This window comes from Devosia sp. WQ 349K1 (genome assembly GCF_016595685.1).
In the GTDB taxonomy this organism is placed as follows: Bacteria; Pseudomonadota; Alphaproteobacteria; order Rhizobiales; family Devosiaceae; genus Devosia.
In genome coordinates this window covers 358,963-371,882 of the sequence record NZ_JAENGO010000003.1, presented here as the reverse complement: position 1 = coordinate 371,882, position 12,920 = coordinate 358,963, and the positions used below count along the sequence as shown (strand labels likewise).

14 protein-coding genes are annotated in these 12,920 nt (G+C 58.5%); 6 read left to right on the top strand and 8 right to left on the bottom strand.

All coding sequences use genetic code 11. The features are described from left to right. Window positions 1-26: 26 nt before the first annotated feature. From JHL21_RS07880 to JHL21_RS07865, 4 genes are read left to right on the top strand one after another with little or no spacing between them, the layout of a single operon-like run. Window positions 27-701 (top strand): energy-coupling factor ABC transporter ATP-binding protein, encoded by a 675-nt coding sequence (locus tag JHL21_RS07880; protein ID WP_200212863.1) that lies wholly within the window; start codon window positions 27-29, stop codon window positions 699-701. After that, on the top strand, window positions 698-1,354 hold the full coding sequence (locus tag JHL21_RS07875) for an energy-coupling factor transporter transmembrane protein EcfT (RefSeq protein ID WP_182394982.1): 657 nt from the start codon (window positions 698-700) through the stop codon (window positions 1,352-1,354). The genes JHL21_RS07880 and JHL21_RS07875 overlap by 4 nt, the downstream gene beginning before the upstream one ends. Before the next feature lie 7 nt (window positions 1,355-1,361). Beyond that, window positions 1,362-1,904, top strand: a complete 543-nt coding sequence (locus tag JHL21_RS07870) for a biotin transporter BioY (RefSeq protein ID WP_169194559.1) — start codon at window positions 1,362-1,364, stop codon at window positions 1,902-1,904. Between the two features lie 51 nt (window positions 1,905-1,955). Beyond that, window positions 1,956-2,501 carry a GAF domain-containing protein gene (locus JHL21_RS07865; protein WP_200212862.1) on the top strand — a complete coding sequence of 182 codons (546 nt, stop codon included), beginning with the start codon at window positions 1,956-1,958 and terminating at the stop codon, window positions 2,499-2,501. 56 nt (window positions 2,502-2,557) lie between these two features. On the opposite strand, the gene JHL21_RS07860 is transcribed toward JHL21_RS07865, so the two are convergent. The 5 genes from JHL21_RS07860 to ugpB form a co-directional block, all read right to left on the bottom strand. Beyond that, window positions 2,558-3,304: a glycerophosphoryl diester phosphodiesterase gene (locus JHL21_RS07860; RefSeq protein ID WP_200212861.1), complete on the bottom strand. Its 747-nt coding sequence runs from the start codon at window positions 3,302-3,304 to the stop codon at window positions 2,558-2,560. Next, a complete protein-coding gene (locus JHL21_RS07855) occupies window positions 3,304-4,401 on the bottom strand; it encodes a sn-glycerol-3-phosphate import ATP-binding protein UgpC (protein WP_200212859.1) in 1,098 nt (365 codons plus the stop codon). The genes JHL21_RS07860 and JHL21_RS07855 overlap by 1 nt, the downstream gene beginning before the upstream one ends. 5 nt (window positions 4,402-4,406) lie before the next feature. Continuing rightward, window positions 4,407-5,246 (bottom strand): sn-glycerol-3-phosphate ABC transporter permease UgpE, encoded by an 840-nt coding sequence (gene ugpE, locus JHL21_RS07850; RefSeq protein ID WP_182394991.1) that lies wholly within the window; start codon window positions 5,244-5,246, stop codon window positions 4,407-4,409. 9 nt (window positions 5,247-5,255) lie between these two features. Beyond that, window positions 5,256-6,140 carry a sn-glycerol-3-phosphate ABC transporter permease UgpA gene (gene ugpA, locus JHL21_RS07845; RefSeq protein WP_169194564.1) on the bottom strand — a complete coding sequence of 295 codons (885 nt, stop codon included), beginning with the start codon at window positions 6,138-6,140 and terminating at the stop codon, window positions 5,256-5,258. A gap of 65 nt (window positions 6,141-6,205) precedes the next feature. Next, window positions 6,206-7,525, bottom strand: a complete 1,320-nt coding sequence (gene ugpB / locus JHL21_RS07840) for a sn-glycerol-3-phosphate ABC transporter substrate-binding protein UgpB (RefSeq protein ID WP_169194805.1) — start codon at window positions 7,523-7,525, stop codon at window positions 6,206-6,208. A 364-nt stretch (window positions 7,526-7,889) separates the two neighbouring features. Here ugpB and JHL21_RS07835 point away from each other — a divergent pair, with 364 nt between their 5' ends. Next, window positions 7,890-8,804, top strand: coding sequence for an ROK family protein (locus JHL21_RS07835; protein WP_200212858.1), 915 nt, complete (start codon window positions 7,890-7,892; stop codon window positions 8,802-8,804). Beyond that, window positions 8,801-9,520, top strand: coding sequence for a copper homeostasis protein CutC (locus tag JHL21_RS07830; RefSeq protein WP_200212857.1), 720 nt, complete (start codon window positions 8,801-8,803; stop codon window positions 9,518-9,520). Before JHL21_RS07835 ends, JHL21_RS07830 begins: the two co-directional genes overlap by 4 nt. On the opposite strand, the gene JHL21_RS07825 is transcribed toward JHL21_RS07830, so the two are convergent. The 3 genes from JHL21_RS07825 to JHL21_RS07815 form a co-directional block, all read right to left on the bottom strand. Continuing rightward, window positions 9,517-10,950 carry a M81 family metallopeptidase gene (locus JHL21_RS07825; protein WP_200212855.1) on the bottom strand — a complete coding sequence of 478 codons (1,434 nt, stop codon included), beginning with the start codon at window positions 10,948-10,950 and terminating at the stop codon, window positions 9,517-9,519. The genes JHL21_RS07830 and JHL21_RS07825 overlap by 4 nt on opposite strands. A 13-nt stretch (window positions 10,951-10,963) precedes the next feature. After that, entirely contained in the window at window positions 10,964-12,121 is a 1,158-nt protein-coding gene (locus JHL21_RS07820) for an MFS transporter (protein ID WP_254081968.1), read from the bottom strand. 78 nt (window positions 12,122-12,199) lie between these two features. Further along, window positions 12,200-12,688 (bottom strand): hypothetical protein, encoded by a 489-nt coding sequence (locus JHL21_RS07815; protein WP_200212853.1) that lies wholly within the window; start codon window positions 12,686-12,688, stop codon window positions 12,200-12,202. Window positions 12,689-12,920 lie beyond the last annotated feature (232 nt).

Here is a 12,920-nt window from a genome sequence, read left to right as displayed (position 1 = left end):
GAGGCGCGGTTAGTCGAGGAACGAGATTGATCGAATTGCGCTCGGTCTCACACCGCTTTGGCGACGTCGCCGTGCTGTCGGATGTGAACCTTACTCTATCGGAAAAGCGCATCGCCATCGTTGGCAGCAACGGGTCGGGCAAAAGCACCTTCTCGCGTCTGCTCAATGGCCTCGTTATCCCCACTGGCGGCACTGTCACACTCGATGGTCTATCGACGGCCAAAGACAGCAAAGCCATTCGCCGCCGCGTCGGCTTCGTCTTCCAAAATCCCGACAATCAGATTGTCTTCCCTATGGTGGAGGAAGATCTCGCCTTCGGCTTGAGAAACCTCAAGCTCTCCAAGGATGAGGTCACAGCGCGCGTTGACGCGGCGCTCGATCGATATGGCTTGGGCGAACTGCGCAATCGCTCAGCGCATTTGCTCAGTGGCGGACAAAAGCAAATGCTGGCCATTGCTTCTGTGTTGATCATGGAGCCTGAGATCATCGTCTTTGACGAACCGACAACCGCGCTCGATCTGCGCAACAAACGCCTCATCTCGCGTTTCATCGCCGAGCTGCCCCAGCAAACCATCGTCGTCTCGCATGACCTCGATCTCCTCGCCGATTTTGATCGCATGATCGCCTTTGAAGCGGGCAGGGTGGTACTTGACGGCACCCCGCGTGAGATCATCCCGCGCTACGAGGAGATGATGGCGTGAGCGTTGGCGTCTACGTCCATCAGCAATCCCCCCTTCACGCGCTCCCGCCCGGCGTAAAACTCCTCGCGCTGGCCCTTGTCAGCACCGCTTTGGTGCTGACGCCCAACATCTGGCTACAGCTCGCGGCTGTGGTCACAGCGCTGCTTCTGTTCCGCCTCGCCAAGCTCGATTTAAACCTGGCCTGGCAGCAAATCCGTCCCGTCCTGCCGATCATCCTTATTCTGCTCGCCGTCCAATGGTTCACCGTTGAGCCGGTGTCGGCGCTCTCGGTCGCCTTGCGCTTGTCGGCGCTCGTTTTGCTCGCCGCTTTGGTGTCCATCACCACCAAAGTCAGCGCCATGATCGAGGCCATAAGCTGGGCCGTGCGCCCGCTCGCTTATCTCGGCATTAGCCCCACCAAGATTGGCCTCACTATTTCGTTGGCCCTGCGTTTTATTCCCCTGATTGCCGAACAACTCGAAGAGGTGCGCGAGGCCCAACGCGCCCGTGGCCTAGAGCGCAATGTGCTTGCGCTTGTGGTGCCGCTTCTGGTTCGGACCCTCAAGATGGCAACCGAGATCGGTGACGCCATTGAAGCCCGGTCATTTGATCCGGACGATGCCAAGAGCCCGAAAGATCTGTTTTCGCGCCTGCGGCCCCCTCCCAAGCCATAGGAAGACCATGAACACTCGAGATCTCGCCTATATCGCCCTCTTTGCGGCAATCGTTGCTGCCCTTGGCATCATCCCGCCCATTGCTTTGCCCATCGGCGTGCCGATCACGGCGCAGGCCATGGGGGCCATGCTGGCGGGCTCAATTCTGGGCGCCAAGCGGGGCGCGCTATCGCTGGTGCTGTTCACAGTTCTGGTCTGTATCGGCCTGCCTTTGCTCTCGGGTGGTCGCGGTGGCTTGGGCGTCTTGGCCAGCCCAACGGGCGGCTTCTTCCTCAGCTGGATCCCCGTCGCCTTCCTCATTGGCTTCCTCACCGAACGCGCGTGGGGCAAGCTCAATTTCCTCAACTTATTCGTGTTCTGCGTGCTCGGCGGCGTTGTCCTCAGCTATGCAATCGGCACGCCTTGGATGGCCGCAGTGGCTGGCATTGGCCTCGATAAGGCGCTGATGGCGATGGCCATTTACGTGCCGGGCGATCTGCTCAAAGCCGGTGTTGCCGCCGCCGTTGCGCTCACCGTCAAGCAGTCCTACCCGCTTATTACCGCTCGCTAATCTTGTCCTCGGTGACGACTACGGGCTAAACCCCGTTCAAAGACCAAGGCTTTGCCAGAGCGATCCGGCAAAGCCACCTGCGCTCTGGCGCATATTCTGAAAGACACTCCCTTGACCACCATGACCGATCCCCACGCCATTTTCGCCGCTGCCATGGCGGAGCCTGAAAACCAGCCGGAAGTGGCCTATGCTGCGCTCCATGCGCTTGCCAACACTTTGGTCGGCACCACCATCTTCACCATTCTGGCCTTGGACCACGAAGAAGGCCTGATGTACCGCGCCTATTCCGACACCCAGGACCTCTATCCAGCGCCAGGTGTCGATGAGATCGGCGATAGCATCTGGGAGCAGACCCTGATCGAAAAGCGCGAAGCGCTGGTGCTCAATTCTGCTGACGAAGTGGCTTCTTTGCTCCCTGAGCACGAGGCCCTGTTCGCGCGTAACGCCAAGTCCATGCTGAACCTGCCAATCGTTGTCGCTGGCACCACTATCGGTACGCTCAACATGCTCAACATCGAAGGCCACTTCACCCCAGACGTGGTGGCCAAGGCCTATGCGCTGAGCGCCGCAGCAGCCGTCGTCCTCGTGCTCTCCTAAGAGCGTTTCGAGATCAAACAAAAAGGGCGGGTGTCGCAACACCCGCCCTTTTTGTTTTACTTGAGATAGATCCGAGGATCGTCGGTGATCACCCCGGTGAGGCCCGCGCGCCAGAAACTGGCAAGCTCCACCGTGTCATTGCTCGTCCAGGCACGAACCTTGATGCCCTTGGCCGAGGTCTGTTCCAAGAGCCCAATGCTGAGCCCCTTGAAATGGGCATGAATGGTGGTCGCCGGAATAGCGGCGAGCAGCGCTTCCCAATCATCAGGAATGCGGCCCCAGAGCATGGCCAGTTCCAGTTCTGGCATCAGCTTATGCATTCCCTTGAGGCAATCAGGATCAAAGCTCGAGATCATGATCTGCATGTGTGCCGGACGCTTAGCGAGCGCTGCGGCAACAGCCGAGGTGAGCTGCTCCACCGATTGGTGATGGGGGTGCTGCTTGATCTCGACATTGATGTTGAGACCAAACGCACCGAGCGCCACGATCACCTCATCCAGCGTCGGGATCTTTTCGCCCGCGAACTCGGCCCCAAACCAGCTGCCACCATCGAGGGCTTGGATGTCTGCAGTGCTCAATGCACCGAGATTTCCGGTGCCATTGGTCGTGCGCTCGACGGTATCGTCGTGGATGACGATCAGTGTGCCGTCGGCATTGAGGGCGACGTCGAGTTCAACCCACTTCGCCCCATCTTCTGCGGCACGACGAAAGGCCGCGATGGTGTTTTCCGGCGCGAGTGCCGACGAGCCGCGGTGGGCCTGAACTTCTTCGCGAATGGGGCCGGTTGGAAGCGTATTGGTCATTAGGCAATCTCAACTTGAGCGGAATGGGACGACTGCGTCTGCGTAGTTGGTGCGTCGTCCGTACGGCGACCTGTGGCAGAGCTATAGGGGTGAATATCGGCGGTGCGGGCGAACACGGTCATGCTCGTACCCTCGGCGATAGCCGGACGGCCTGCAATTGTGAGAATGATCGATTGCTCAGAGTGCTTGAGTTTGAAGTGCAAATGGCTTTCGCCGCCAATCGGCTCCATCAGCTCAGCGACCACGTCAAAACTCAAATGCGCCTCAGTCGGGCGTTCGAGCGTGAAGACATCGGGGCGAATGCCCAAAATGTCCGTCCCCTCAGGGAAGGCACGCAGCGCCGAGAACGAGTTCAGCGCGCTCGTCGAGATCAAATTCATCGGCGGAGAGCCGATAAAGCTGGCAACAAACAGCGAAGCCGGACGATCATAGATCGCAGTCGGCGTGCCGACCTGTTCGATCCGGCCACCGTTCATCACTACGAGCTGGTCGGCGAGGGTCATCGCTTCGAGCTGATCGTGGGTGACATAGACGCTGGTGGTTTTGAGCGAACGCTGCAGACGACGGATTTCGATGCGCATCTGACCGCGCAGCTTGGCGTCAAGGTTCGACAGTGGTTCGTCAAACAGAAACGCCTTAGGCTGGCGCACAATAGCGCGGCCCATGGCGACGCGCTGGCGCTGACCGCCCGAAAGCTGACGCGGCTTGCGATCGAGGAACGGCGTGATTTCCAGAATACGCGCCGCCTCGGCCACGCGACGGTCGATTTCGTCACGCGGGGTTTTGCGGTTCTTAAGGCCGTATTCGAGGTTCTGACGCACACTCATATGCGGGTAGAGCGCGTAATTCTGGAACACCATAGCGATGTCGCGCTCGGCGGGCTCTTTCTGGTTCACCACCTGATTATCAATCGAGATGGTGCCTGAGGTGATGCCTTCAAGACCTGCGATCATGCGCAAGAGAGTGGACTTTCCGCACCCTGACGGGCCGACGAGAACAACCATCTCGCCGTCTTTGATCGACAGATCGACGCCGTGGATTGCGGCGACATTGCCCGGATAGACCTTACGAACTTCTTTGAGCTCAATACCAGCCATTTCGATTATTTCTCCGTGTCCACGAGGCCCTTAACGAACAGGCGCTGCATGAAGATAACAATGAGGACGGGGGGAAGCATGGCCAGCACGGCCGCGGTGATGATGAGGTTCCACTGTGGGTCGACTTCCTGCGCCCCAGCCATTTGTTTAACGCCCATCATCAGGGTGAAATGCTCTTCGCGTGTGGTGACGAGCAGGGGCCAGAGATACTGCACCCAGCCGTAGATGAAGAGGATGATGCAGAGCGCCGCGATATTGGTGCGCGAGAGCGGCAGCAGAATATCGATGAAGAACTTGATCGGCCCTGCGCCATCGACGCGTGCAGCTTCCATCAATTCGTCAGGCACCGTCATGAAGAACTGACGGAACAGGAAGGTCGCTGTTGCCGAAGCGATCAGCGGAATGGTCAGGCCCGCATAGCTGTTGAGCAGGCCAAGGTTTGCCACCACTTCATAGGTCGGAATGATGCGCACTTCGACCGGCAACATCAGCGTTACGAAGATCAGCCAGAAGGCGAGAACGCGGAATGGGAACTTGAAGTAGACGATGGCATAGGCGGAGATGATCGAGATCACCACCTTGCCCACCATGATGATGAAAGCCATCATCGTGGAGTTCCAGACCATGGTCCAGAATGGCGGCAGGCCCGGCGGATCATAGGTCCAGACGGTGACCAGATTATCCCACAAATGCCCGCCTGGCAGCAAAGGCGCTGCCATGTTTAGCGTGGCCTCGTCGTGGGTCGACGCGATGAGCGCGACATAGACAGGAAAGGCGATGATCAGCACCCCCAGCACCAAAACGAGGTGCGTGAGGATGGTGAGAAATGGACGGTTTTCGACCATGAGTGGGCCTTAGTACTGCACGCGGCGTTCCACGTAGCGGAACTGCACGAAGGTGAGGACAATAACGAAGAGCATCAGGACCACGGACTGCGCTGAAGAGGAGCCCAGGTTGAGACCGATGAAGCCGTCGGCGTATACTTTGTAGACCAGCGTGTTGGTGGCCTGGTTTGGCCCGCCTTCAGTGGTCGACGCGATGATCGCGAAAGTGTCGAACATCACGTAGTTGATGTTGACGATGAAGAGGAAGAACGTGGTCGGCGAGAGCAGCGGGAAGATAATGGTCCAGAACCGCTTCCATGGGCTCGCACCATCAATCGCCGCAGCTTCGGTGAGCGCGTGTGGAACCGACTGCATGCCAGCCACGAAGAACAGGAAATTGTAAGAAATCTGCTTCCAGCTGGCAGCGATGATCACCAAGGTCATGGCGTGATCGCCGTTGAGCGCAGAATCCCAATCAATCCCCACATAGCGCATGAAATAGGGAAGAATGCCGGTGGCGTTATTGAACAGGAACCACCACAGAATGCCCGCAACCACGGGGGCCACAGCATAGGGCCAGACCAGCAGCGTGGTGTAGGTCTGTGCCGAACGGATAACACGGCTGACGGCAACGGCCAGGATCAGCGCAAAGCCCATCGAAATGGCTGTAACCGATGCTGCAAACAGCGCCGTGCGGCCGATAGAGGCCAGATAGAGCGGGTCGCTAAACAGGCGCGCATAATGCGCTAAACCGACGAACTTGGTCGAAAGCCCAAATGGGTCCGCGCGTTCGAAAGAAGATTTGACGGCCTGTGCTGCCGGCCAGATGAAGAACACCAGCGTGATGATCAACTGTGGGGCGACCAGTAAGAATGGCAGGCCCTTATTCGGGAATGTCGTACGTTTTGTTTCCATCGTCCGCCGTATCCGCAAAACAAAGAAAGGGCCGGTTTTCGCCGGCCCTTCCGGATTAAGACTGCTTACTGATTGGCAGATTCAAATTCGCGAAGGATGTCGTTGCCGCGGGCAACGGCGCTATCAAGCGCTTCCTTGGCAGACTTCGAGCCATTGAGAACGGCCTGGAACTCTTCGTCGATCACGGTACGGATCTGCGGCATGTTGCCGAAGCGAACGCCCTTCGAGTTTTCAGTCGGTGGGTTGAGGTTGATCTGCTGGATTGCGATGTCCGAACCTGGGTTTGCGTCGTAGTAGCCCTGGCTCTTGGTCAGCTCATAAGCCGCCTGAGTAACAGGCAGGTAACCCGTTTCCTGGTGGAACTTGGCCTGAACTTCAGCTGAAGAGAGGTAGTTCAGGAACTGCGCTACGCCCTTGTATTCAGCGTCTTCGTGACCAGCCAGGGTCCACAGAGTTGCGCCACCAATGATGGAGTTCTGCGGTGCGCCGTCGACGTCGTCAAAGTATGGCAGCATGCCGAAGCCAACTTCAAAGTCCTTGGCATTGGCAAGAACGCCAGCGCGGGAAGCCGAGGAACCCATGAAGATCGCGCATTCGCCAGCGTAGAAGCGTGGCGCATTGTCCGAACCGCCGCTGGTACCACCATACTGGTAGATGCCGGTCTTCTGCCATTCAGCCAGCTTTTCCCAGAGGCGAACGGAGAGGTCGTGGTTAAAGGTCAGTTCGGTGCCGAGACCACCAAAGCCGTTTTCCAGCGAGCCGTATGGCACGTTGTGCAGCGACGAGAGGTTTTCGGTGCCGATCCAAGTGGCCGAATAGCTGATGGCCGTACCGCACGTGGCAGCGCCCGATTCAACGATCTTCTTGCCGAAGTTTTCGATATCGGCCCAGGTCTTTGGCGCGACGTTTGGATCAAGCCCAGCCTTCTCGAAAGCGGTCTTGTTGTAATAGAGAATTGGGGTGGAGGAGTTGAACGGCATCGAAAGCATATTGCCTTCGGTGTCGGTGTAATAGCCGGTCACGACTGGCAGGAACGCCGATGGATCGAAGTTCGAGCCATGTGCTGCCATCAGTTCGTAAACTGGCAGAACAGCGCCCTTGGCAGCCATCATGGTGCCAGTGCCAACTTCGTAAACCTGCACCAGATGCGGCTGCTCGCCAGCGCGGAAGGCGGCGATGGTGCTGATCATGGATTCTTCGTATTCGCCACGATAGGACGGAACGACCTTAAATTCGCTTTGGCTGGCGTTGAAGTCTGCAGCAAGCGCTTCCACGCGTTCGCCCAGTTCGCCACCCATGGAGTGCCACCAGTTGAGTTCGGTCTGCGCAAAGGCAACCGAGGTGCTCAGGGCAAGGGTGATAGCGGCAAGTGCCGCGCGGTTCATCGTCTTCATCTTCTGTCTCCCATAGGACAGGTCAGCATCGACCCAAGTCCCGCCAGACTGGATTTCGTGAACGACATTTGAGCTGCGGATTTTTCCGTTTCAGCTCACCGAATTTGGTGTCGTACCCGCCGACGTTTTCTGCGGGCATGGCTCCTCTAACGATGCTGCTTGACGCTTCCTTGAAGCTTTGGTGACGTTACCATGACAGTGCACAACCATCCGTCGCGGCTGCGTTTGTGATCGAATATGGGGTGCAGGACGCCGCGGTGGCCCGGATTAAGCTGCGGACTCTTGCGGCGCAGGCAAACCCATGTCACACGCCGTAAGCATCGGCCGTGCCTTATAGGGAAGTCGCCAGCGTCTCATGATCACCTGTTTCGATATTGGCGGCACCACGATTAAGGCCGCAGTTGCCCACAGTGCGACGGACATTGTCTCGCTCGGTCGCGTCGCCACACCAGCGCACGACTTTGATGCCTTTGCCGACGCCATCGCGGCACTCATCGCCCAAGGCGGCGCACCCACGGGCTCAGCCATCGCCATTTCCATTGCTGGCGTCGTTGATCCGGCAACCAATGTCGCCACGGTTGCAAATATCCCCTGCATCAACGGTCGTGCCCTCGGGCCAGATCTCAGCGCCAAGCTGTCTCGCCCCGTCATCGTCGGCAATGACGCAGACTGTTTCGCCTTGGCCGAAGCCCATGCGGGCGCGGGCAAGGGTTTTAACGTCGTCTTCGGTGTCATCCTTGGCACAGGCGTCGGTGGCGGCATTGTCGCCGATGGACGCCTCATCCGCGGTGCTGGCGGGTTCTCGGGCGAATGGGGCCACGCCACCATCGTCCAAACTGAAACCCAGGCCTGGCCGCACAAAATTGCGCATATGGCGTGCGGTTGTGGCCAGCTTGGCTGCACCGACACCATCGGCGGCGCTCGTGGTTTGGAGCGCCTTCATGCGCAAATCCATGGCCAAACGCTTTCGAGCCTCGACATTGTCTCCGCATGGGGGCAGGGCGATACTCAATCAACCCAAACCATGACGCTTTACACCGAGCTCCTCGCGGCCCCGCTCGCCCTGCTGGTGAACGTGCTTGGCCCTGACATTATTCCCGTCGGCGGTGGCCTGGGGAATAGTCCCGAGCTTGTGGCTGCGCTTGACGCCGCCGTTCGCCCGCGCATTCTGCGCAAGCTTGATCGACCACTCATCGTTCCAGCCCAACTGACTGTCGATGCAGGCCTCATCGGCGCTGCAAGCTTGGCCTATTCGGAGGGCGTGGTATGACCTTGCTAGAAGTTTGCGTTGATAGCCTCTCGGGCATTCAAGCGGCAGTCGAAGGCGGCGCTGACCGCATCGAGCTCTGCTCATCGCTCGAATATGGCGGCCTCACGCCCTTTGCGGGCTTGGCAAAACTGGCCGCAAGCACCCCGATCCCCGTCCGCATGATGGTGCGCCCCCGCGCCGGTGATTTCGTCTTCGACGATTACGATCTCGCTATTATGATCAGCGATATCGAAACCGCCCGGACCAATAATCTCGGCGTTGTTTTGGGCGCAAGCATGCCCAGTGGTTCGCTCGATATGCGTCGCCTCGAAATCCTCTGCCAGATGGCGGGCGACACCCCCCGCACACTGCATCGCTGCGTCGATCTCGTGCCCGATGTCCAAGAAGCAGTCGAACAGGCCATTGCCCTCGGCTTCGATACGATTTTGACGTCAGGCCGTCAGCTTTCCGCTGAAGCTGGCATTGAAGACATCGCCAAGATGCATGAAGCCGCCAAGGGCCGGATCACCATTATGCCGGGTTCAGGCGTGTCCTCGGTCAATGCCCGTCGCATTCTCAACCGCGTGCCGGTGTCGGTTGTCCACGCCTCGTGCTCGGAGCGCGCTCCGGCAGAGGACACGGAAGGCGCGAAGCGCTTGGGCTTTGTCAGCCCCAACCGCCGCGTCACCTCCCGCGATAAGGTGCTCGAACTTCGAGCCGTCCTCTCAGCGCACTAAAGAGCGCGCTGAGACCACTTCATTTCTGGCGTGTAGGCGAAATTCTTGTCGAACGGGTAGGTCGGGCGCGGCGTATGCTTGCGCTCAGTGCGTTCCACGAATTGGTCGACCACGCCGGGCGATAGCGCCATGATCCCCGGATTGGCGATAGGGCCCAGCTCCGGCGACAGATAGCCCGACTTCACCACCACAATCTTGGCCGTCTTCGGATCAAGCCCAAGCTTGGTGAAGTCGATGATGTTGTGGAACGGGCGACGGCGAATGCTGAGCACCAGATCGATCCCGCCGATGGTCACCACAGCTTCGCGCAGCTTGGCGTCGTCGGTTTCCAGCAAGAATTTCACAACCGCTTCCGCATCGACTGGCGTGCTCGCCGGATCAAGGCTCGCGCCGATGTGCAGCTGAACCTTGGCCCCGACACCTGCCGCATAAGCTGCCTCCGTCGCGGCCTTGTCGGTAATCCCAGCAAACACCACGCCCTGAGCATTCTGCTTGATCAACTCAGCCAAAACTTCGGCACGATCCGATACGCCGCCCCCGGTTGGGTTGTCGCCCGACTCTGCCAGAACAACTGGAGCGGTGGGGCTCGCAATGGCCTTGGCGACGCACTCTTCGATCGAGCCCACCTCCATGCCAAACACAAACTCCTCGCGCAGGTCCCAATATTTCTGCGCCAGCGATTTCGCCGCCACTTCGAGCGCCGCCTTGTCCGTGCCCGTCACAATCGCACAAGCGGTCGAACGCGGCTCGTCCGCCCAAACATAGCCCACTTGGAACGATGCATCCCAAATGCCCATCGGCTCTTCGGTCTCGTGAATGGTGGTGTAGAAGGTGCGCGCGGGCTCATCCTGCGTTGAGGTGCGTTCGCCTGGCAGGAGCACCGGAACCTTCACCCAACCCAGCACAGGCTTCACACCCGTCCGCAGCGCCCGCACCAGCATGGTCACAGCCCGTCGCATCGTGTCCTGCACGTCGATATGCGGAGCAGTGCGATAGGTCGAAAACATGTCGAGATTGTCGATGATCTTCTGGCTGACATTGCCATGCAAATCATAGCTCGCCGAAATCAGCACATCGGGCCCGACCACCTCACGCACCGCAGCGATAAAGTCGCCTTCGGCGTCGAACATGCCCTCAACGAACATCGCCCCATGCATTGGCAGGTAAACGCCGTCGACGGGCAGCGCAGCCTTAATCCCCCCAAGGATTTCGGTCTTCCATGTTTCATAGGTGTCGCGGGCGACAGGGCCGCCAGCAATGGCGCGGGCGTGGAAAATGGTGACGAACTCAGCCGGGAAATGCGTCAGGAAATCAAAATAGATGTCCTTGAGCATGGCCGGGCCCTTCAGCGTGCGGAAGTCGGCCTGCCGGTTCAGAACCGGATTATAAGTGCTGCATTCGATGTGCAGGCCCGCAACAGCAATACGCATGGCTTTTCCTCCCTTAGGTAGAGCTGACTGCCGAACGCTCTCTCAGGCGTCCGGTCAGGAATAGGCTGATGAGTAGAAACGGCACAACGCAAGCGATGCCGAAACGAATGTCAGTGACTTGCGCCACAAATCCAATAAGCGGTGGGCCAACCAGAAACCCGGTGAGCGCAACAAAGGACAGGACGGCCACATTGGCTGAGGCCGCTCGGTCGCCAATGTCCGCCGCCGCAGTCACAGCCAGCGGGAACCCAACCGATAGTCCAAGGCCCAGAATGCCAAAGCCGAGAAGAGCAATCTCGATTGTCGGCGCAAAGAACAGTGTCAGGCCGCCCAGCACAGCGAGCGATCCGCAGAGGCGCGCCGTCCCGACAGGACCAAATTTGCGCTTGAGCGTATCACCGCCAAACCGTCCTGCAGCAACCATGAAGGCAAAGAGCGAATAGCCGAGACCGACAAAACCGCCTTCAGCGCCGAGCGCTTCACGCAGGAAGATGGCAGACCAGTCCGCCATGGCGCCTTCGCTCATGGTGATGCCGAAAACAAACAGGCAAATACCAATCAATGCAGGGCTCGGTAGCGACCAAGCCGATTTCTTGGTGTCGCGCTGAGTTGCCGTATCGGCCAATGCCGGCAAAGCAGCGCCAGCCAATAGGGCAATGGGCAACACCAGCGCCGACAACATCGGCACGGCGTGCTGCGGCGCCACACCAAGTGCGGCAAAGCCAGAGCCGACAAGGCTCCCCACCATGATCCCCACGGCCCAAAAGCCATGGGAGGTATTCATGATCAATTTGCCCGAGCTTTTTTCTTCAAGATCCGCCTGAACGTTGAGGCCAAGTTCAACAAACGAAATCGACGAGCCGGCGAGCATCAGTGCCGCAAAAAGCATCAGCGGACTTGCCGCCAGAACCGGCAGCAACACCGCAAGAGAATAGAACACAAACCCAATCAGAATCGCTCTGCGGGCGCCAATTTTCCCAACGATGGGCCCAGCCACTGGCAAGGTCAGCAACGTGCCCAAGGGCATGCCGAGCAGCGCGACAGCCAAGTCGGCATGGCTCATGCCAAGCGCATTTTGAATTTCTGGAATACGGGGGAGCCAGGAGCCATAGGCGACAGGCTGGAGGAAAAAGACCAGCATGACGAGGCGTTGTGGCGATAGAAAAGACATGAAAAATGTCCGGTTCGAAACGCCCGACGCCACCCGCTCGCACGGAAGGCGCTGAGCTGGGTGGCTGAAGTTAGGAAATTAGATGAGCTTACCCATCGGGTAGGGGAGATAGCCGATAAAGCCGGTCAGCTTCCACTCACCACCGACATTGCGGCAGAAATAGACGGTCTGCCAGTTCAGGCGATCAACCCCGCCATCCGCGCGCTTGATCTCGCCATCAAACTTCTTGTGTGCAATCGCGCGCTCACCGGTGATTTCGATTTCGGTCAGGCTCGTTGCGCGGTGAATGCCGGCTTCTTGGTCTTCGGCATAGTCAACGGACTGGCCTTCGCGCGCCTGCCGAAGCCATTCATCGCGATAGAGTTCAAGGGTCGGATAGCTGATCGTCCAGCCGTCTGGATTATCCTTGCCATTGCCGTTCACGCCGAAAAAATCATCGGCGACAAAGTCACCTTCCACCATAGACCAATCGGCCTTAACATAGGCCTCGATATCGCGCGGAACCAGCATGGTCCAGATTGCACTGCGATCAGGATCGTTGGGAAATGGGTTCTGCGACAGGGACATTATACTCTTACCATAGCGGTTGAGGGACGTGCGTCTTCTCTGTTAAAAATTTTCAGTCATCGACAGGATACCTATTCCCTCTGAAAGGGTTAGGATGATGCCAATCGCATGACTGTGCCTCCGCATTTGTTTCTTGTCTACAAGGATTGTGTGAGCAACGCGCCTAATTCTTAGGCTAAGTTGCAGTTATACAAGCACAACTGGCGGAATTCCGGGCGGTTCAGATTGGTAT

Coding starts and splice junctions, on each gene's coding strand:
- ugpA (WP_169194564.1), bottom strand. CDS start 6,140: ATGGAAACAAAACGTACGACATTCCCGAATAAGGGCCTGCCATTCTTA.
- ugpB (WP_169194805.1), bottom strand. CDS start 7,525: ATGAACCGCGCGGCACTTGCCGCTATCACCCTTGCCCTGAGCACCTCG.
- JHL21_RS07830 (WP_200212857.1), top strand. CDS start 8,801: ATGACCTTGCTAGAAGTTTGCGTTGATAGCCTCTCGGGCATTCAAGCG.
- JHL21_RS07870 (WP_169194559.1), top strand. CDS start 1,362: ATGAACACTCGAGATCTCGCCTATATCGCCCTCTTTGCGGCAATCGTT.
- JHL21_RS07825 (WP_200212855.1), bottom strand. CDS start 10,950: ATGCGTATTGCTGTTGCGGGCCTGCACATCGAATGCAGCACTTATAAT.
- JHL21_RS07815 (WP_200212853.1), bottom strand. CDS start 12,688: ATGTCCCTGTCGCAGAACCCATTTCCCAACGATCCTGATCGCAGTGCA.
- JHL21_RS07820 (WP_254081968.1), bottom strand. CDS start 12,121: ATGTCTTTTCTATCGCCACAACGCCTCGTCATGCTGGTCTTTTTCCTC.
- JHL21_RS07860 (WP_200212861.1), bottom strand. CDS start 3,304: ATGACCAATACGCTTCCAACCGGCCCCATTCGCGAAGAAGTTCAGGCC.
- JHL21_RS07855 (WP_200212859.1), bottom strand. CDS start 4,401: ATGGCTGGTATTGAGCTCAAAGAAGTTCGTAAGGTCTATCCGGGCAAT.
- ugpE (WP_182394991.1), bottom strand. CDS start 5,246: ATGGTCGAAAACCGTCCATTTCTCACCATCCTCACGCACCTCGTTTTG.
- JHL21_RS07835 (WP_200212858.1), top strand. CDS start 7,890: ATGATCACCTGTTTCGATATTGGCGGCACCACGATTAAGGCCGCAGTT.